General features: G+C 63.6%; 17 protein-coding genes. 6 read left to right on the forward strand and 11 right to left on the reverse strand.

Annotated elements, in window-relative coordinates; translation table 11 throughout:
• Positions 1-11: 11 nt before the first annotated feature.
• Positions 12-527, reverse strand: a complete 516-nt coding sequence (locus P6U29_RS27810; RefSeq protein ID WP_407113363.1) for a YcgN family cysteine cluster protein — start codon at positions 525-527, stop codon at positions 12-14.
• Positions 528-809: 282 nt separating this feature from the next.
• Here P6U29_RS27810 and P6U29_RS27815 point away from each other — a divergent pair, with 282 nt between their 5' ends.
• From P6U29_RS27815 to P6U29_RS27835, 5 genes are all read left to right on the forward strand, one after another.
• A complete protein-coding gene (locus tag P6U29_RS27815) occupies positions 810-3,098 on the forward strand; it encodes a transglycosylase domain-containing protein (protein WP_407113365.1) in 2,289 nt (762 codons plus the stop codon).
• A gap of 9 nt (positions 3,099-3,107) precedes the next feature.
• Positions 3,108-3,686 (forward strand): DUF1214 domain-containing protein, encoded by a 579-nt coding sequence (locus P6U29_RS27820; RefSeq protein ID WP_027572045.1) that lies wholly within the window; start codon positions 3,108-3,110, stop codon positions 3,684-3,686.
• Positions 3,683-4,267 carry a DUF1254 domain-containing protein gene (locus P6U29_RS27825; RefSeq protein ID WP_407113367.1) on the forward strand — a complete coding sequence of 195 codons (585 nt, stop codon included), beginning with the start codon at positions 3,683-3,685 and terminating at the stop codon, positions 4,265-4,267. Before P6U29_RS27820 ends, P6U29_RS27825 begins: the two co-directional genes overlap by 4 nt.
• Positions 4,268-4,764: 497 nt before the next feature.
• Positions 4,765-6,948, forward strand: a complete 2,184-nt coding sequence (locus tag P6U29_RS27830; RefSeq protein WP_407113369.1) for a PAS domain S-box protein — start codon at positions 4,765-4,767, stop codon at positions 6,946-6,948.
• Complete coding sequence (locus tag P6U29_RS27835; protein ID WP_407113371.1) at positions 6,941-7,306, forward strand: response regulator; 366 nt, start codon at positions 6,941-6,943, stop codon at positions 7,304-7,306. Before P6U29_RS27830 ends, P6U29_RS27835 begins: the two co-directional genes overlap by 8 nt.
• A 107-nt stretch (positions 7,307-7,413) precedes the next feature.
• Here P6U29_RS27835 and P6U29_RS27840 read toward each other — a convergent pair whose 3' ends face one another.
• From P6U29_RS27840 to P6U29_RS27850, 3 genes are all read right to left on the reverse strand, one after another.
• A complete protein-coding gene (locus P6U29_RS27840) occupies positions 7,414-9,363 on the reverse strand; it encodes a PAS domain S-box protein (RefSeq protein WP_407113373.1) in 1,950 nt (649 codons plus the stop codon).
• A gap of 150 nt (positions 9,364-9,513) precedes the next feature.
• The gene (locus tag P6U29_RS27845; RefSeq protein ID WP_407113375.1) at positions 9,514-10,077 is read right to left on the reverse strand and encodes a hypothetical protein; all 564 of its coding nucleotides are present in this window, start codon (positions 10,075-10,077) and stop codon (positions 9,514-9,516) included.
• A gap of 41 nt (positions 10,078-10,118) precedes the next feature.
• Positions 10,119-11,720, reverse strand: a complete 1,602-nt coding sequence (locus tag P6U29_RS27850) for a hypothetical protein (RefSeq protein ID WP_407113377.1) — start codon at positions 11,718-11,720, stop codon at positions 10,119-10,121.
• 407 nt (positions 11,721-12,127) lie between these two features.
• On the opposite strand from P6U29_RS27850, the gene P6U29_RS27855 reads away from it, so the two are divergent.
• A complete protein-coding gene (locus P6U29_RS27855; protein WP_407113379.1) occupies positions 12,128-12,535 on the forward strand; it encodes a GFA family protein in 408 nt (135 codons plus the stop codon).
• A gap of 72 nt (positions 12,536-12,607) precedes the next feature.
• On the opposite strand, the gene P6U29_RS27860 is transcribed toward P6U29_RS27855, so the two are convergent.
• The 7 genes from P6U29_RS27860 to P6U29_RS27890 form a co-directional block, all read right to left on the reverse strand.
• Entirely contained in the window at positions 12,608-13,090 is a 483-nt protein-coding gene (locus P6U29_RS27860) for a DUF411 domain-containing protein (RefSeq protein WP_407113381.1), read from the reverse strand.
• 53 nt (positions 13,091-13,143) lie between these two features.
• Positions 13,144-13,755: a class I SAM-dependent methyltransferase gene (locus P6U29_RS27865; RefSeq protein WP_407113383.1), complete on the reverse strand. Its 612-nt coding sequence runs from the start codon at positions 13,753-13,755 to the stop codon at positions 13,144-13,146.
• An 11-nt stretch (positions 13,756-13,766) separates the two neighbouring features.
• Entirely contained in the window at positions 13,767-14,474 is a 708-nt protein-coding gene (locus P6U29_RS27870) for a c-type cytochrome (protein WP_407113385.1), read from the reverse strand.
• 130 nt (positions 14,475-14,604) lie between these two features.
• Positions 14,605-17,796, reverse strand: a complete 3,192-nt coding sequence (locus P6U29_RS27875; protein ID WP_407113386.1) for an efflux RND transporter permease subunit — start codon at positions 17,794-17,796, stop codon at positions 14,605-14,607.
• Positions 17,793-19,211: an efflux RND transporter periplasmic adaptor subunit gene (locus P6U29_RS27880; protein ID WP_407113388.1), complete on the reverse strand. Its 1,419-nt coding sequence runs from the start codon at positions 19,209-19,211 to the stop codon at positions 17,793-17,795. The genes P6U29_RS27875 and P6U29_RS27880 overlap by 4 nt, the downstream gene beginning before the upstream one ends.
• An 82-nt stretch (positions 19,212-19,293) precedes the next feature.
• Positions 19,294-19,686, reverse strand: a complete 393-nt coding sequence (locus P6U29_RS27885) for a FixH family protein (protein WP_407113390.1) — start codon at positions 19,684-19,686, stop codon at positions 19,294-19,296.
• A 103-nt stretch (positions 19,687-19,789) separates the two neighbouring features.
• Positions 19,790-20,152 carry a hypothetical protein gene (locus P6U29_RS27890; RefSeq protein ID WP_407119435.1) on the reverse strand — a complete coding sequence of 121 codons (363 nt, stop codon included), beginning with the start codon at positions 20,150-20,152 and terminating at the stop codon, positions 19,790-19,792.
• Between the last annotated feature and the right edge of the window lie 77 nt (positions 20,153-20,229).

A 20,229-nucleotide genomic window follows, 5' to 3' on the forward strand; every position in this document is an offset into this window, starting at 1 on the left:
CGCGCGGCGCATCAGTCCTTCGGACGTCGCTTCAGGCGGGCTCGTTTCGGCAGCACGGCCGGCCATTGCACGATGTGGTCCTCGAGCTCCTCGTCCGGGACCTCTTCCTCGCTGCCCTCCACCCGGCCACGCACGGAGACGCCGGCCTCATGCACGGTGTTGGGATCGCCCGAAACCAGCGGATGCCACCAATAGAGGTCGCGCCCCTCGGCGACGAGCCTGTAGCCGCAGCTCGGCGGCAGCCAGTTCAGGGTGCGGACATTGGCTGGGGTCAGGCGGACGCAATCCGGAACCTTGTCGGAACGATTCGGATAGTCCTTGCAGGCGCAGCTGGCACCATCGAGCAGCTTGCAGCCGATATGGGTGAAATAGATATGCCCGGTGTCCTCGTCCTCGAGCTTGTTCAGGCAGCAGCGGCCGCAGCCGTCGCACAGGCTCTCCCATTCGTCCCCAGACATCTCTTCCAACGTCTTGGTTTTCCAGAAGAATCCTTCCTGGCCGGAAGGTCGTTTGGGAGCTGCGGTCATGCGCCTCAACAACAATTCGAAAGAGCTACGGCAACGCCATCTAGGGCGGGCGGCCGCAAGGGTGCAAGCGAGGCCCCTTTGAGGCCCGTGGTCAATTAGGCCTGTTGTTCAAAATCCCGAGCGTGACCATTGGTTTATGGGCCCCGCTCGGCTAGAAGGAACAGCAAGTCCCTCGGATGCTGGCCGGGCGCCTTGGGTTTGCCGCAACACGCCCCCAAGACGTCTCGATGCCGCCCCGGCCGGGTGCTTGAACGCTTTCGAAGCAAGCCTCAAGGGTTCTAGGTGCGCCAGATTATACCACCGCATTGGAAGCAGAGGGTCCGGAATTTCTTCCTCGACCTCGATGCGCGCATCGACTCCTCGCTGTTCTCCTCGGCCAAGGGCATCCGCGAGCTCTACGAGCGCTACTCGACCTTCATGGACCGGTTCTATGTCGGGCGCTGGAAGCGCTGGGTATTCATCGAGCCGCTGTCGGAGGCCGCGACGCTCGGGCTCGGCGGCCTGGTCGTGATGCTCACCCTCGCCATCCCCGCCTTCCGCGAGACCGCGGACGAGGACTGGCTGAAGAAGTCCGATCTCGCGGTGACGTTCCTCGACCGCTACGGCAACCCGATCGGCAGCCGCGGCATCAAGCACAACGACTCCATTCCGCTGGAAGATTTCCCTGACGTGCTGATCAAGGCGACGCTGGCGACCGAGGATCGCCGCTTCTACGAGCATTTCGGCATCGACATCGCCGGCACCGCGCGCGCGCTCGTCACCAACGCCCAGGCCGGGGGCGTGCGCCAGGGCGGCTCCTCGATCACCCAGCAGCTCGCCAAGAACCTGTTCCTGAGTAACGAGCGCACCATCGAGCGCAAGGTCAACGAGGCCTTCCTCGCGATCTGGCTGGAATGGCGCCTGACCAAGAACGAGATCCTCAAGCTCTATCTCGACCGCGCTTATATGGGCGGCGGCACCTTCGGCGTCGACGGCGCAGCCCACTTCTACTTCAACAAGTCGGCGCGCGACGTGACGCTGGCGGAAGCGGCGATGCTCGCCGGCCTGTTCAAGGCGCCGACGAAGTACGCCCCCCACATCAACCTGCCCGCCGCCCGCGCCCGCGCCAACGTCGTGCTCGACAACCTCGTCGATGCCGGCTTCATGACCGAGGGCCAGGTGTTCGGCGCCCGCCGCAACCCGGCCTTCGCCGTCGACCGCCGCGACGAGGCATCGCCGAACTATTATCTCGACTATGCCTTCGACGAGATGCGCAAGCTGGTCGACACCTTCCCTAAGTCCTACACCGAGCGCGTCTTCGTGGTCCGCACCGCGATCGACACCAACGTGCAGAAGGCCGCCGAAGACGCGATCGAGAACCAGCTGCGCCAGTTCGGCCGCGATTATCACGCAACGCAAGCGGCGACCGTCGTCGCCGATCTCGACGGCGGCATCCGCGCCATGGTCGGCGGCCGCGACTATGGCGCCAGCCAGTTCAACCGCGCCACCGACGCCTATCGCCAGCCCGGCTCCTCGTTCAAGCCCTACGTCTACACCACCGCCCTGCTCAACGGTTACACGCCAAACTCGGTCGTGGTCGACGGCCCGGTCTGCATCGGCAATTGGTGTCCGCAGAACTATGGCCATTCCTATTCCGGCTCGGTGACGCTGACGCAGGCGATCACGCGCTCGATCAATGTCGTGCCGGTGAAGCTGTCGATCGAGATCGGCCGGCGGGAGCAGCCGAAGGCGCCGAACCCGGCCAAGGTCGGCCGCGCCAAGATCGTCGAGGTCGCGCGCCGCTTCGGCATCAAGGCGCCGTTGCCCGACACGCCGTCGCTGCCGATCGGCTCGGACGAAGTTACCGTGCTCGAGCATGCCGTCGCCTACGCGACCTTCCCGAACCGCGGCAAGGCGGTGACGCCGCATGCGGTGTTGGAGGTTCGCACCGGCGCCGGCGACCTGGTCTGGCGCTGGGATCGCGATGGGCCGAAGCCGAAGCAGGCCATTCCGCCGAACATCGCCGCCGACATGGCGGGCATGATGAGCCATGTCGTCAGCGAAGGCACCGCGCGCCGCGCCGCCCTCGACGGCATTCCGACCGCGGGCAAGACCGGCACCACCAATGCGTATCGCGACGCCTGGTTCGTCGGCTACACCGGCAATTTCACCTGCGCGGTGTGGTACGGCAACGACGACTATTCGCCGACCAACCGCATGACCGGCGGCTCGCTGCCGGCGCAGACCTGGCACGACATCATGGTCGCGGCGCATCAGGGCGTCGAGGTCCGGGAGATCCCCGGCATCGGCATGGGCCAGAAGCTACCGCCGCAACACGTGAGCAACGCGCAGGCCAATGCGGCGCCGAAGGTGCTGGAGACCAAGCCCGGCCCGCCGCCGGTGCTGACCAAGCGCGGCGCCGACATCCTTGTGCGCGTCGAGAAGCTGCTGGATGATGCGGCCAAGACTGCGAACAAATCGACGGCAAATGACAGCAAACCGGCCAAGCCGGCCTCGTCGACGAGCGCGCTCGCCTTCCCGCAGAACTATGCGGAAGAGAACGCCAACGTCTCCGCCCCGCGGAAGAACTGATCGAAACAAGTGCGGCTGATCCTGATCACATTGACGGCGCTTCTCCTCGCGACGGTGGTCGGCTTGGGTGCGACCTGGATGACGACGACGCGCGGCACCGAGATTGGCGCGCTGACCATCGGCGCCTGGACCGCGCGGCCGCGCACCGGCACCGCCGACGTCGACCCCTATTCGCGCGCCACTATCGTGCGCAACGGCGAGCTGCCGATCGGCACCGGCGATGGTGTCGCCTTCACCGCCACTACCGACGACAAGAAGAAGGCGCTCGACGGCCGCTGCGACGTCGTCGTCTCCGGCGTGACGCCGCCGGCGCGGTTCTGGACGCTGACGCTGTACGACCGCAAGGGCCATCTCGTCGCCAACTCGCTTGCCCGCTACGGCTTCACCAGCCAGGAGATCGTGCGGTCGTCCGACGGCTCGTTCGAGATCCGCATCGCCTCGCGCTCGCGCGCCGGCAACTGGCTGCCGACCGGCGGCATCGAGCGCTACGCACTTATGCTGCGCCTCTACGATACGCCGGTTGGCGTTGCGACGCGCACCCAGCGCGATGCGCCGATGCCGAGCATCACCACGGTGGGCTGCTCATGATCCGGCTCGCATTCACCGTCATTGCCGGCGTGGTGCTGGGCCTCGTGGTCCACCTCGTCAGCGTGCTGGCGCTGCCGCGGATCGCGACGCAGGATGCCTATTCGCGGTTGACGCCGATGACGAAGGTGAACGCCGTCACCCAGCTTCCCCTTGCCGACCCCAACAATTCGCCGATGCCGTTCATGGACCCGGCCTTTGCGCTGGCGATCTGCCGCTATGACCTCTCGGGCGGACCGATCAAGCTCACCGTGCCGGTGAGCCAGGCCTACACCTCGGTGTCGTTCTACACCCGCAACGAGATCGCCTACTACGCCATCAACGACCGCTCGGCGGGCAAGAAGGTGATCGAGCTCGACCTGATGACGGAAGCGCAGCACAACGAGCTGCCCGAGGACGAAGAGGTCACCGCGGCCGACCGCCTCATCATCGACTCTCCCAGCACCACCGGCCTGATCCTGATGAAGGCGCTCGCCCCCGAGCCCGGCCTGATGCAGCAGGCGCAGGCAACGCTTCAGGCTGCGACCTGCGCGCCGCAGACCGAGCCGCCGGCGAAGGCCGAGACACCGCGCGGCCGGCGTTGAGCGCGGCCATATCGGCGGCGCAAAGCAAAAACTGCGAAAACAACCCCATGCACAGTAGCGGGGGCATTGAAATCATTACGCTCTTTGGTCGGCGATGATGAAGCTACCGGACGGACGCGTGCGCAGCTTTGACTCGTCGGGCAAAACAGGGGCATACTGGCACCATCGAGAGTTCGTCACACCCGCGCGGAGCAGTCCGTCGCGGGTGTTTTCATTTGGGAGCGGAGGTTGCGAGGGCACCTCACTCGGACGCGACTGCAGGGGCGGTGCTCGAACAGCAGCGGATCAAACGCTGTATGGCGTCTACTCACAAAGGCGCAGACGTCCGCTTCGCTTTGCACGCGCGCCAATCTGCCCACCAATTAGGCGAGTCGGAACCAATTGCCATCCGGGACGTTAGGACCTGTTCGGCGGGCCAACGGCGGCCTGCCAATATCCCCTTTTCTAAAAGACGGGCTCGCGTGAGGCCTTCGCCCCTTTTGCACGAGAGTTAGTTTATGTCCAATGTCGAAGAATTTCCGCTTCCCGGTCGCCGTCAGCCGACGGAGTTCGAGGCGCTCGTCGCGGCGGGTCACGCCGCACTCGACGCCATCCCTGGGGCGGTCTACCTCTGCGATGCGGAAGGACTGCTCGTCGCATACAATACCGAGGCCGTGGGATTGTGGGGCCGGACACCTGACCCTGCCAAGAAGGAGCGCTTCTGCGGTTCGCACCAGCTGTACCTGCTCGATGGAACTCCGCTCGCCCACAGCGACTGTCCCATGGCCATGGCGGTTCTGGAGGGAACGCCTACACGCAATGCCGAAGTCATCATGGCTCGACCGGACGGCTCTCGCTTCACAGCCTTGGTCAACATCCGAGCGCTGCGCGACCACTCCGGGCGGATCCAGGGCGCCATCAATTGCTTCCAGGACATCACGGGACGCAAGCAGATCGAGGAGGAAGTCCGCCGGAAAACGCAGGACCTGGAGGACTTTTTCGATAACGGCGCGGTGGGTCTTCACATCGTCAGCGGCGAGGGCATTATCCTTCGCGCCAACAAAGCCGAATTGGACATCCTCGGGTACAAACCCGAGGAGTATATCGGCCGCCACGTCGCCGAGTTTCACGCCGACGCTCCGGTCATCGGCGATATCCTTCAACGCCTTTCATGCGGCGAGCCGCTCGATCGTTATCCTGCGCGCCTGCGGGCCCGTGACGGGTCCGTGAAGCATGTGCTGATTACATCGAACAGCCGCATCGAAGACGGCAAATTCGTCAATACGCGCTGCTTTACTATCGACGTGTCAGAATTGCGTGCTGCTGAAGAGGCGCAGCGAGCCAGTGAAGCCCGGCTGGCTGCCACATATGAAGCGGCCAGCGTAGGCATCTCCGAAGTCGATGCGAACGGGCGCTTCTTGCGGGTGAATGATTCCCTCTGCCGCATCACGGGACGCTCGCGCGACGAGCTGCTCGGAATGACTTTCTTCGACTACACCGATGCCGATGACCGGGCGAACGATGCCGACCTGTACGCGCAGCAGGTGCGCGGCGAGATCGCGAACTACACCACCCGCAAGCGCGTATTGCGGCCCGACGGGTCCGTGCGACATCTGGATATTTTCAGCTCGTCGGTGCGCGATTCGGAAGGTCACTTTCTTTATGGCGTGCGCGTCGCCCAGGATGTCACTGCCACCAAACAGCTGGAGGATCGTCTGCGCGAAGGGGAGCAGCGCATGCGCGATCTCCTCGAGGCATTGCCCGCCGCGATCTATACGACCGATGCCGAGGGACGCATAAATTTCTTCAATCGCGCCGCGGTCGAGATGGCGGGCAGAACGCCGCAACCGGGCGATGAATGGTGCGTAACTTGGAAACTCTATTGGCCCGACGGCTCGCCTCTGCCGCACAATGAATGTCCGATGGCCGTCGCGCTACGCGAAAACCGCCCAGTCCGCGGTGCCGAAGCGGTGGCCGAGCGTCCGGACGGCAGACGTGTGCCGTTTATCCCCTATCCGACGCCGCTGCGTGACGCGGCGGGAAACCTGGTCGGCGCCATCAACATGCTCGTCGACATCAGCGAGCGCAAGCAGGCCGAGAATGCCCAGAAGGTCCTCATCGACGAGCTGAACCACCGTGTGAAAAACACGCTCGCCACGGTGCAGTCCCTCGCGAGCCAGACCGCTCGCCATGCTGCCGACCTGGATGAGTTTGTGCCGACGTTCACGGGAAGGCTGCTGGCGCTTGCCCGTGCGCATGACCTGCTCACGACGCGAAACTGGCAAGACGCCCCTTTCGAAAAGCTGGTCCACGACATCGTCGCACCGGTGTCAGGCGGACGGGTCGTGACAGGCGGGCCGCACGTCAATCTGGACGCGCGCACGGCGCTGAGTGTCACCATGGTGCTCAATGAGCTTTTGACCAATGCCGCGAAATATGGGGCACTCTCCAAGCCGCATGGATCCGTGTCGCTCACCTGGAGGATCGCCGAGGGCGAGCGATCGCAGAGCACGCTCGCATGCGAATGGCGCGAACACGGGGGCCCACCGGTTGCGCCGCCCAAGCGCCGGGGATTCGGCACACGACTCATGGAACGTTGCGTAGAACACGACCTTGCCGGGGAGTTCGACTTGGTCTTCGAGCCGGAGGGCACGCGCTGCAGCATGGTATTTCCCGTTGTGCGTCCATCATCCCATGGCTGAAATGTCGGGTGCCAGGGTTCTCCTCGTCGAAGACGAAGGGTTAGTAGCCCTCATGATCGAAGACATGCTCGAGGAATTGGGATTGACGGTCGTCGCTTCGGCCGCCCATGTGAAAAAGGCCTGCGAACTTGCGACCACGGCATCCTTCGATCTGGCGCTGCTTGACGTGAATCTGGCTGGAGAGTTTGTTTTCCCGGTAGCTCGCATCTTGCGCGACCGAAGGATTCCTTTCCTGTTCAGCACGGGCTATGGCGGACCTCCCCTGGAGGAGGAGTTCAGGAATGCGCCCGCGCTCGGGAAGCCGTTCTCGGTTGAGCAATTGAACGAGAAATTGCGGACTCTTTTGTCGCGCCCCTGAGCCTCTGGAGCGTTCTTGGTTGCGACGGCAGAACGTCAACGCAATGGAGGTGCCGAAAACGATCCTAACAGGAGGCACCGCTCCGGACGAGCGGCGCACATCAATCTTCAGGTTCGATCCAATATCTCGCGCACCTTCAACGCCAGCCTGGCCTGAGTGACCGGCTTTTCCATCAGATCGACGCCCTCGTCGAGCCGTCCCTGGTGAACGACTGCGTTGCGGGAGTAACCCGTCATGTAGAGAATCCTGAGATGCGGCCTGATCTGTTGCGCGCGCCGTCCCAGCTCGCGGCCGTTTATGCCGGGCATGACCACATCGGTCAGAAGTAGATCAACCTGCTGGCCTTCCTGCAGCAGGGTGGTCAAGGCGACCTGCGCGCTCCCGGCAGACAAGACACGATAGTTGAGGTCTCGCAACACATCCGAAACGTAGGCCCTGAGATCGGCATCGTCTTCAACCACGAGAATGGTCTCCACAGAAGCGCCTTCGGAGATGAACTCATCAACATCGTCCGAAGCGGGCCGCTCATCGCCGAAGTAGCGGGGGAAATACATCTTGATGCTGGTACCTTCTCCCACCTCGCTGTAGATCTTCACATGTCCCCCGGACTGTTTGACGAAGCCATAGACCTGACTGAGACCGAGTCCAGTCCCCTGCCCCGGCTCCTTCGTCGTGAAGAACGGCTCGAATGCATGATCTAGAACCTCCGGAGTCATGCCGGAGCCGGTGTCACTGACGCTGATGACGACATATTGGCCGGCCGCGAGCTCCGGGTTGGCACGAGAATAGTTTTCGTCGGCGGAGACATTCGCCGCCTCGATGGTCAGCTTTCCCCCGTTCGGCATCGCATCACGGGCATTGATCGCCAGATTGACGATCGTCGATTCCAGATGGTTTACATCCGCTTCGATCTGCCAGAGGCCAGCGCCGCCGACCGTCTGCACTTCGATGCGTTCGCCTAGCGTGCGCTGAAGGAACTCCTGCAGGCCACTCAGGAAGCCGTTGAGGTGGATTGGCTTGGGATCGAGAGCCTGGCGGCGAGAAAAGGCGAGCAACCGACTTGTCAGCGCCGCGGCCCGTTGAGCGCCGCGCTTCGCGTTCGCCAGCGCGCGATGAAGGTTCGGCCCTGCTATGTTGCGGCTGGCCCGTTCTGCATTCTCGAGATTTCCCAGAACAATCATCAGAAGATTGTTGAAATCATGAGCAATGCCGCCGCTGAGCTGTCCGACCGCCTCGAGCTTTTGGGATGCAACAAGCTGTTCCTGGACGCGCTGAAGCTCGTCTTGTGCCTGCTTTCGCTCGGTGAGATCACGCGTGACTTTCGCAAAGCCGATGATCGCGCCGCTCTCGTCAGTAATCCGATCGATGACCACAGAGGCCCAAAAGCGCGTGCCGTCCTTGCGCATGCGCCAGCCTTCAGCTTCGAACCGCCCTTTTTCGGATGCCTCCGCCAGGGCCTTTGTCGGCACACCTTTTTTGATATCCTCAGGCGTGTAGAACGCGCTGAAATGTCGGCCGATGATTTCATCCGGCCTATAGCCTTTGATGCGCTCGGCCCCGGCATTCCAGGTCGCCACATGGCCGGAAGGATCGAGCTGGAAAATCGCGTAATCAACGACAGCCTCGACAAGCCGACGATATCGCCTTTCACTTTCCAGGAGATCGTTGTGGGCCTGCTGCCGCTCGGTAATGTCGCGCGTTACCTTCGCGAATCCGATCAGCCTGCCCTCCTCGTCGCGAATTGCATCGAGGACGACGAGCGCCCAAAAGCGCCTGCCATCTTTTCGGACACGCCAGCCCTCGGACGCGAAGCGACCCGTCTCCGCGGCCGTCGCCAGCGCTCTCTTTGGCAAACCTATTTCCCGATCTTCCGGCGTGTAAAAGATCGAAAAATGCTTTCCGATAATCTCGTCGGGAGCATACCCCTTAAGACGCTCAGCTCCCTTGTTCCAGGTCCTGACCAGACCGTCGGTGTCGAGCATGAAGATGGCGTAATCGACAATCGCGTTGATCAGCAGTTCGAGGCTGCGGGAATCCCCGACGAATGTCGTTTTCATTACTGGAGCCCGAGAGAGGGAGTGCAGGAAATGCCTGGAATTGGGGGGAAGTTCCCGATCTGCACACAATAGTGGCGCACTCGCTTATCCGTGGCGAAGGGTAGGAAGGTCCTATGGTTCTGGAAATGGCGGAAGCCGAATTGCTTCGAGTCATAACCCAAGCGCGATCTCGGCCCATTTCAACATGCGGTCGCTATTGAGGAACGCCAGCACCGCCGGCTCCAGTGACGCGGGCGCGCCCGGTCCAACCAGAGCCGTCGCGGCCACCATGTCGCAGCGCTGATTGAAGGCGAGTGAGAGCGCGGCGTTGCGATGTCCCTCGACGCGATAGGCCCGGCTGCGGCCGCGCATCGGACCGACGATGATCTCTCGGCCGGCACCGATCGGCGTTGCCTTGCCGATCAGCGCCAGGTCGCCCATTTGATCGAGGTCGCCATCGTCGGCGATGCCGGTGGCGCAATTGCAGAAGCCGAGCTTGGCGCGAACGTAGAGCTGGACCTCGCCGCCGCAATCCTCGGCCTTGCAGCGGAACGCCTTTCCTTTCCCCCAGGGATCTGCGCCGAAAGGCCAGTCGGTTTCCGTCCACACCGGGCGGACCTCGCCGGACTCCGCCGTTGCGCGTGCCGATTCACCGGATCGCAATATCCAGACAGCGGCTGCGCAGAGCAGCGCGGTGGCTGCGCTGATCGCAATAAATTTGCTTGTCAGGCGCATCGAAGCCGCCGCGACCCTTTTGCTAATTCTGAGCCATTTTGCTAATTCTGAGCCATGAACTTTCGTGCGGCCGCGAGGTCCTCCCGCGAGGAGTCGCCATTGCTCGCCATGTCGACGACTTTCCCGTAGTATTGGCGCGCCTTCACCGCGTCACCCGCTTTCTCGGCGGCGTGGGCGGCGCCGATCGTCGCGCCAAAGCGGTTCGGTTCCTTGCGCATGGTGCTTTCGAACGCTGCCAATGCCTCCGTCGCCATGCCGCGCTCGAGCAGCATGGTCCCGTAAAGCTCACGTGCCGGGGCAAGCGGTCCCGGCGTCACGATGGATTTTTCGGTCTTGTCTTCGGCATCGGCGGCAAGGCGCATCGCTTCCAACGCGTCCGCCTGTTTTCCCTGGGCATTGAGCTGCCAGGCGGCGGCGACCTGCCGCTGAATGTCGACGATCTCGGCCCAATAGGCATCCTTGTCCTGCCGCAGCTTGTCGCGCAGCTCCGCCAGCTTGGCGATGTCAGCCGTTGCGGCGTCTGCATTGCCGGAGCGCGCGGCGCCAAGGGCGCGGGCGAAATGGGTGATCGCATCGACATAGGCAAACCGGCTCGGCTCGACCTTCAGCGCGGCAGCGCCCTGCCAATCGCCGCGCTCGACCATATAGCGCGCCTGGCTGGCCGCTATCGCGTAGGGACCGGCGCGGACGGAAGGCGCATAGCCCGTGGTCGCAACCATGTCCGCGATGACGTCGCGAGCTCGGCCGTCCTGCGCAAGCTGGAGCAAGGCGTAGACCATATAGTCGTCGGCATGCAGCTGCTCGCTGGGATCCTTGCCCTCCTTGGCAGCCCTAGCGGAACGGCTGTTGGCCTCGATGGATTCGTTCCAGTAGCCGACGCGCGTGAAGATGTGCGAGGGCATATGCAAAGCGTGCGGCGCCGCCGGCGCGATCTCGGAATAGCGCTTCGCGGCGTCGAGACCTTGCGCTGCGATCGGCGGATAATCGTAGAGGTGGATCAGGTAATGCGCGACGCCGGGGTGCCGCGGCTGCCGCTTGAAGATCGGCTCCAAGATGGCAGCGCCCTTGAGCTGGTTGGCATAGGTCTTGTCGTTTGGTGACGCCGTGACATTCAGCGTGATGGCGTAGGCGATCTGGGCCTCGTCATCATCGGGATAACGCGCGGCGACGGCTTCGGTTGCCTTGAGATAGGCCTGCGCGCGCTGGCCAAACGTCGTCTTTTCGTCGCCCGAATAGAAGGCCAGCAGCGCGTCGATATAGTCCCGTTCGCGTTCGCTCTTGGCGCCGAGTGCCTTGGCCTTCTGCAGGGCGGCGAGGCCCTCGGTGAGGTTTTCCTTCGGCGCGGGAAAATGCGGATTGTACAGCAGGCTCAGGGCAATGCCCCAATAGGCGATCGCGCAGTCGGGATCGGCCTGCAACGTCTCCTCGAAAATCTCCTTCGCGGGCCGGTACCAGAACGAATGCTGATAGCGCATCCCGCGGTCGAAGCGGCGCTGTGCCACCTCGTTGCAGGAGGTCTGGAAGTGAACCTTGCCAAACTGCTCGTCGGTCCCGTCCTCCGCGCCTGCCGCAGGCGTGGCGGAGATCGAGACCAGGGTAGCGAGGGCGAGAAGAGAGACGGTTCTCAAGGCGAGCGCGCGCATGGGCCCCTCCGTTTCTGTTCAGAAAGATTTTCGTCAGATGGCGCCGATAAACGCCGAGGGCGCCGAAGTTCGCAGTGCTGAAATTGGCGATGGCAATTGCGTTGTTGGAAGGATTTGCCCATTCGCGATACGAGTCAATAGGAGCGTTAGGGAAGTACGCCTGTCAGGCTCCGTGCGCGAAATCGTATGCTGACCGGCATTGGCCGAAACGCAGCCGTGACATCGAGGCTCATTCAAGCTCGGGCGCGCGGAACTGCGACGCCGGTGCATTTCCCCGCGGTCAGAGCGGCTTCCATGGCAGGAGCTGTCACGCGACAGTAGGACGCAATCGCAAATCGATTGCGGCGTTGAAGCGGCGCGTCTCGAGGGCTATCGAGCGGCGAAGCCATCTTCAATCGGAGGTACGCATGAGCACCATCACCGGCGGCTGTCACTGCGGCGCAATCCGTTATGAGGTCAAAGGCGAAGCAATGGTGCACGCGCTGTGCCATTGCCGCGATTGCCGGCTCCACGCCGGCGCCCCGGTCGTCGGCTGGACGATGTATGCGGAGGATGCCATCAAGGTGACCAAGGGCGAGCCGAAGGTGTACCGGTCTTCGGAACATGTCCGGCGGCACTTTTGCGGCGACTGCGGTACCGGCCTGTTCTACGTCAATGCCAACATGATGCCCGGGATCATCGACGTCCAGAGCGCGACCTACGACGATCCCGAGGCCGTGCCTGCAACGATGCAGATCCAGGTCGCCGAGCGGTTGCGCTGGATGGAGCGTGCGCACGAATTGCCGGCATTCGACCGCTTTCCTCCGCAACCTTAGCGGCGGAGGATGACGCCGGCTCTTTTGCCGTCATGCAGGGATAGGCAAGGCTCGTCGCGGCGCGCAGGGTTCTCAACCGATCGCCTGCGAGCCGATAAAGCGCATGAATGGTCTTTGACCATCGGCACCGAACAGCACGACCGTGTAAGGCTGCGGCTCGCCGCCTTCCATCCCTGGCGATCCGATCGGCATGCCCGGCACCGCGAGCCCTTTCGCAATGGGACGCTCCGAGAGGAGGCGTCGCACCGCCGCAGCCGGCACGTGCCCCTCGACGAGATAGCCGGCGACCTCTGCCGTGTGACACGCGACCAAGTCCGAGGGGATGCCCAGACGCGTCCGGATCGTATCGAGATCGGCGGTCTCCTCCACTTCGACGGCAAATCCTGCGTCTCGGAGATGCTGCACCCAACCGGCGCAGCAGCCGCAGCTCGGATCCTTGTGCACCGTGATGGTGGCTTCTTCGGCCTGCGCCGCGACGGCAGGCCCGTCAAGAACTGCTGCGGCCATCAGCCCTACGAGCGAGCGGCGGGTCATTAAATCTGCGCGTTGCTTCATCTTCGGCCTCCTTTCGTTTCATCGTTGTATCTCAAGTCGAAGCGCCACAGGCCTCAACGAGGGCTCGCTTGGCCCTCGTACATGAAGGTCATGGGCTTCAGGCCATTCATATATCCGGTGCGCATCTCGTCGATGCGAAAGCCGCTCCGGGTCAAGACGTCAGCAATGTCCCGATTGAGATGACAACCGCCCGAGATGCGCATCCACACGGGCGTCAGGCGATCCTGCCACCAGCGCACGCGCGGTTCGGGCGCGCGGCCATGCTCGACGAAGACCAGCTTCCCTCCCGGTTTAAGCACACGCCGCACCTCTGTCATGGCGCGATCGACGTCGGGAATGCTGCACATGGTCCAGGTCGTCACCACCGTGTCGATGCTGCGGTCCTCGATCGGAATTGCCTCGGCCGAAGCTTCGACAAGGTCAACCGGAGTGTCCGGATGGGGAGCGCTCCGCGCCATCTCGAGAAGCTTCGGACCGGGTTCAAGCCCCACAACCTGCTTCACCGTAGCTCCGTAGAACGGCAGGTTGCGGCCGGACCCGATGCCGATCTCGAGCACCCGGCCCTGAGCCGCACGGATCGCGCGTTGCCGGTAGGGCGCAAGTTCCTTGTTGCGCATCGCAAGGTCGCAAAGCCGTGGAAGGATGACATCGTTGTAGAAGCCCATGCGCGCATCTCCTAGCACCGCCGCTCAATGGTCCTGCTGATCTCTTCAGGTGCGGCAAAGATCACGTCCGCACGGTCGCCCATCATGCCAGCGGGTACCAGGGCCGGTGCGTTACTTTGTGGACCATCTTTGCCGGAATCCGTCTTCATGCGCAGATTACGCTCCCAGAAGGCGCGCGTCTTGCCGTCCGCGGTCGTAATGCGATAGGTGTCGTGACAATAGGTGATGGCTTTCACTTGCATGGCCGTCTCCAGGCTTTTCAAATTGGGATCGCGCCCGCCACCCATCATTCCGCCCATCATCCCTCCCATTCGACCTTCCATACCAGACTGCGGATGAGCGCCCGGCTTGGTGGCCTGCTTCAAAAACGCAAGTAGATCGCCGCGAGCGCGATCGTCCTTGATACCATCAAAGGGCATTTCGTTGCCTGGCACCATGCGATCTGGCTCCGTGATCCAGGCATCGAGCGAACGTTCGTCCCAAATGATTCCAGACGACTTGAGGGCATCGGAATAGCGTTCGAAACTTTCCAGGCTTCCGGCCTTTCGGCCCCACAGTCCTGCGAGGCTCGGGCCAGTCATGTTGCGGTCTGGCTCCAGCGAATGACACGGCATGCAGGCCCGGAAACCCCGCTGGCCGCGTGCCGCAGCCTCCTGTTGCGCGAGAGCCGGCGAGGACGCCAGGACGGCAGCCAATCCGATCAGATAGAAGCGATGCATCTTCAATCTCCCTTGAAGAGATATTTGATCAGCGCCGCCGCCCCCAATACGAGAACGATGATGATCAGGGCGGTGATCAACCCCATCGTCCCGAACATTTCCGCCATCATGTCGTGCATCATGGCTCACTTCATTCGGCAGGCTCCACTACCCGCAGTCTCGCACTGATCGGCTTTGGCATTTCGGTTGATTGTCCTTTGTCCTTGCCCTCGGGAGGCAAGCGGAAGCCTTTCACCAGCCCGAAGATCGCCGGGATCACGATCAGCGTCAGCAGCGTCGAAGAGATCATGCCACCAATCATCGGCACCGCAATCCGCTGCATGATCTCGGACCCGGTGCCGGTGCTCCACATGATCGGCAGCAGGCCCGCCATGATGGCGACCACCGTCATCATCTTGGGACGGACTCGCTCGACGGCGCCTTCCATGATGGCTTCGTGCAGATCCTGAGGCGTGAGAACCTGGCCGGCCGCGCTGCGCTTCGCCTTGATCTCCTCAAGGGCATGTTCGAGGTAGATCAGCATCACGACGCCGGTCTCGGCGGCGACACCGGCGAGCGCGATGAAGCCGACCGCGACGGCGACCGACAGGTTGAAGCCGAGCCACCACATCATCCAGATGCCGCCGACCAGCGCGAACGGCAGCGAGAGCATGACGATGAAGCTCTCGGTCAGGGCCCTGAAGTTGAGGTACAGCAGCAGGAAGATGATCGTCAGCGTCAGGGGCACCACGATCTTCAGGCGCGCCGCGGCGCGCTGGAGATATTCGTACTGGCCGCTCCAGACTACATAGGTGCCGGCGGGAAACTGGACGCTCTCCGCCACAGCGCGTTGCGCATCGGCGACGTAGCTGCCGATGTCGCGATCGCGGATGTCGACGTAGATGTAGGTCGCGAGCTGGCCGTTCTCCGTCCGGATCGACGTCGGCCCCCGCGCCGGCTCGACCTTGGCGACCTCGCCGAGCGGCACGGCGCCGCCCGCCGGCATCGGCACCAGGATATCGCCGGCGATCGCCTTGGGATTGTCGCGCAGGTCGCGCGGATAGCGCATGTTCACGGTGAACCGCTGCCGGCCCTCCACCGTCGTCGTGACCGTCTGACCACCGAGCGCGGCCGCGATGGTGTCCTGAACGTCCTGGATCAGGATGCCATAGCGGGCGAGCGCCTCGCGGTCCGGGACGATCTCGAGATAGTAGCCGCCGATGCCGCGCTCGGCGTAGGCCGAGGACGTGCCCGGGACGGTCCTGATCACCCGTTCGACCTGCCTTGCCAGCCGGTCGATCTCGACGAGGTCGGTGCCCATCACCTTGACGCCGACAGGCGTGCGGATGCCGGTGGAGAGCATGTCGATGCGCGCCTTGATCGGCATGGTCCAGGCGTTGGAGACGCCCGGAAACTGCAGCGCCTTGTCCATCTCCGCGATGAGACTGTCGACGGTGACGCCGGGGCGCCACTGCTCCTTCGGCTTCAGGTTGACCACCGTCTCGAACATCTCGGTCGGCGCCGGATCGGTCGCGGTCGCCGCTCGTCCCGCCTTGCCGTAGACCGAGGCGACCTCCGGGAACGACTTGATGATGCGGTCCTGCGTCTGCATCAACTCGGCCGCCTTGGTGACCGAGATGCCGGGCAACGTCGTCGGCATGTAGAGCAGCGTGCCCTCGTTCAGCGTCGGCATGAACTCGGTGCCGAGCTGCCGGGCCGGCCAGATCGTGACGGCGAGCACGACGAGCGAGGCCAGGATCACCAGCGTCTTGGCGCGCAGCACGCCCTGAATGACCGGCCGGTAGATCCAGATCAGGAAGCGGTTGATGACATTCCTGTGCTCCGGCACGATTCTGCCGCGGACGAAGATCACCATCAGTGCCGGCACCAGAGTGACGGACAGCAGGGCCGCAGCAGCCATCGAAAAGGTTTTCGTGAACGCCAGCGGGCTGAACAGGCGTCCTTCCTGCGATTCCAGCGTGAAGATCGGCATGAACGAGACAGTGATGATCAGCAGGCTGAAGAACAGCGCGGGGCCGACTTCGAACGCCGCATCGATCAGGATCTGGACGCGCGACTGATCGGGCTTGGCGCGCTCCAGGTGCTTGTGGGCGTTCTCGATCATGACGATCGCGGCATCCACCATGGCGCCGATCGCAATGGCGATGCCCCCCAGGCTCATGATGTTCGACCCCAGTCCCAGCAGCTTCATGGCGCCGAACGCCATCAGCACACCGACTGGCAGCATCAGGATCGCGACCAGCGCGCTGCGGACATGGAGCAGGAACACGACGCAGACGAGCGCAACGACGACGCTCTCCTCGAGCAGCGTGTGCTTGAGCGTATCGATCGCCGCATAGATCAAGCCCGAGCGGTCGTAGACCGGGACGATCTCGACCGACTTCGGCAGGCTGCTCGCGATCTCCTTGAAGCGCTTTTTGACGTTCTCGATCACGTCGAGGGCGTTGACGCCGAAGCGCTGCAGCACGATGCCGCTTGCGACCTCGCCCTCGCCGTTCAGCTCGGCGATGCCCCTGCGCTCGTCGGGTCCGAGCTCGACATTGGCGACGTCCCGGAGCAGCACCGGCGTGCCGTTGCTCATCTTCAGGACGATGTTGCCGAGATCGTTGATGCTCTTGATGTAGCCCTTGCCGCGAATGACGTATTCGAACTCCGACAGCTCGACCGTGCGGCCGCCGACGTCGGCGTTGCTGGCGCGGATCGCCTCCCGGATCGTCTGCATGCTGATGCCGCGATCGCGCATCCGCTGCGGATCGAGAATCACGTTGTATTGCTTGACGAACCCGCCGATGCTGGCGACCTCGGCGACGCCTTCGGCCTTGGCCAGCGCGAATTTCAGATTCCAGTCCTGGATCGTGCGCGTGTCGGCGAGGTTCAATTCCCTCGACATAACGGCGTACTGATAGACCCAGCCGACACCGGTCGCATCGGGCCCGATGGTCGGGGAGACGCCGGCGGGAAGCCTGGACGACGCGCCGTTCAGGAACTCCATGACGCGCGATCGCGCCCAATAGATGTCGGTGCCGTCCTCGAAGATCACATAGACGAACGACACGCCGAAGAAGGAGAAGCCGCGCACCACCTTCGATTTCGGCACGGTCAGCATCGCCGTCGTCAGGGGATAGGTGACCTGGTCCTCGATCACCTGCGGCGCCTGGCCGGGATATTCGGTGTAGACGATGACCTGCGTGTCCGACAGGTCCGGGATCGCATCCAGCGGCAGGTGAAGCAGTGCGTAGACGCCGGCGGCGGCCGCAAAGCCGCTGCCGAACAGCACCAGCAGCAGGTTGCGCGCCGACCAGGCGATGATGCGGGCGATCATTTGTGCTCTCCCATCGCACGGCCCGCGTCGGAAGCCTGAGGCGCAGCCTCGGCGAAGCCTTTGAGCGCGGCCTTCAAATTGCTTTCCGCGTCGATCAGGAAATTGGCGGATGTGACCACGGCCTCGCCGTCCGCAAGGCCGTCCCGTACCTCGATGTAGCCGCCGCCGCGCCGGCCGAGCTTCACCTCCCGCGGCTCGAAGCGGCCTTCCCCCTTGTCGACGAGGACGGCCTGGCGCGTGCCGGTGTCGAGCACCGCGCTATCCTGTATCGCCAGCACGGGCGCGCCGTCGGCCGTATCGATGTCGGCATCGACATACATGTCCGGCAGCAGCGCCGCGTCGGGATTGGCGAGCTCGATGCGGACGCGAACGGTCCGGGTTTCGCGGTTCACCTGCGGATAGATCACGGCGATCTTGCCGGTGAACGCCCGGCCGGGAAAGCTTCGCGCGCGCACCGCGACGGACTGCCCCACCGCGATGCTGCCGAGATCGCGCTCGGCGACGTCGACCAGCGCCCAGACGAGCGAAATGTCGGCGATGCGGAACAGCACGTCGCCGGGATTGGCGCGCATGCCTTCGATCGCATTGCGCTCGAGCACGATCCCGTCGCGCGGCGCCGACCAATGGATGGTGACGGGCGCGACGCGCGTCCTCTCCATCTCGGCGATGGCCTGCTCGGGGACGTCGAGATTGACCAGCCGTTGCCGCGAGCCGCGGCCGTACATCTCAACGCCGCCGACCGTCTTGGAGGTGATCGTCGCGAGATATTCGGCCGCCGCGGACGCGACCGCCGAGCTGTAGATCTCCATCAGCGGCTGGCCCGCCTTCACGCGCGTGCCGGTGGTGACGTCCGCGACCTTCTGCACGAAGCTTTCGGCGCGCATCGCGATCACGGAGACGCGGCGCTCGTCCAGTTGGATCGTGCCGGGCGCCTTCACCAGGACCCGGATCGATCGCCGCGCGACCGGCTCGGATTTCACGCCGCTGCGCTGGATCTTGCCAGGCGACAGCTTCACCGTCCCATCATCGACGTCGTCGCCTTCGTAAACGGGGATATAGTTCATCCCCATCGAATCCTTCTTCGGCACCGGCGAGGTGTCGGGCAGCCCCATGGGATTGCGGTAGTAGAGGATTTTTCGCGGTGAAGCCGCCTGCGGTGGTTTCGTTGCCGCTGCAGCCGTCTGATCGTCATCGTAGACCGGCAGATAGTCCCGCCCGCGGCCGTCCTTCTTTGGACCGGCCGACCAAAGCGGCGCGCCGCTCGGATCGCGGTAATAAAGCGGAGCTCGGGCACCGTCTGCCGTGGCCGAGGCGACCTCGGCCTGAACGGACCAGCGTCCGTTCATGGACCAGGAGACGCCCAGCGCCAGGCCGCCGGTGAGCGCGAGTGCGGTGAGAAGACGCTGCGTATTCATCGCCAGATACCGCGCGCCCGGGGCGCGCGTCCATGTGAATGGGAAAGAGAAGTCCGGGCGCCATCCGGCGGCGCCCGGAGGCTCACTTCGTCGCCTTGACGATGACCTTGCCGGTGACCGTGTCAGGCTCGCCCTGAACCTTCGCCGAGAGCGTGACCTCGTAGCGGCCGGCCATCGGCAGGTCCGTCTTGAAAGCGTAGACGCCCGGCTCCTTGGACGGCAGCGGCGCGACGGCCGACTCCATCTCGGCCATGCCGTCCGGGGCCATATCGACACGGGTTTTGAAGATGACCGCGTCCGACACCGGCTTACCGGTTTGCTTGTTGGTCAAGCGAACGGCGAGCGTGACGTCGTCGCCCTTCTTCATCTCGGGATTGACCGGCTCGAAGGCGTAGTCGCCGGCACCCGCCATCGCGGCCGTTGCGGCGAGCGAAAGGATGGCGGCAACAGCCGCGGTGTTGAATTTGGAAAGCATTGTCCTGTCCTCATGAATTGATCTCGACCGTGACGCAGGGAGCGCGCACGTCAGTCATCGACGCGCGCAGGCGTGCCCGCGCGCGTCTTTGGCTTGATGAGAATCAGATTCGAGGAGGCCGGAAGGGAGGACTGCCGCCGCGGAAGGAGACGACTTGATCGGCGGGAATAGCGGTCTTTCCTGCCGCTACGGCAAGAAATTCGAAAGCCAGGGGACGGATGTCTGCAAGCGCGACGGTGCCGCCGATACAGCAAAAGCCCATCCCGCACTTGTAGCCGGTGTCGGAACCCGTTCCCTTCATGTCGGGACAACAATCGTCCATCGACATGTCGCCGTCGCCGCCCATCTGCATGGCCGCCTGCATATCATCCGACGACATGGCGAGGCTGGATGCGGACGCACCAGCCGGCAGCATCGCCAAGGATATGGCGATGGCGAGGGCCAGGATGGTACGAACGATCCGCATCAAACGTGCTTTTACCTTTTCGAGCCGCAACGCAACTCTCGTAACATATTCCGCTGCCGAACGCATACTTTGATCCG

The organism is Bradyrhizobium sp. LMG 9283 (assembly GCF_045571415.1).
GTDB lineage: Bacteria > Pseudomonadota > Alphaproteobacteria > Rhizobiales > Xanthobacteraceae > Bradyrhizobium.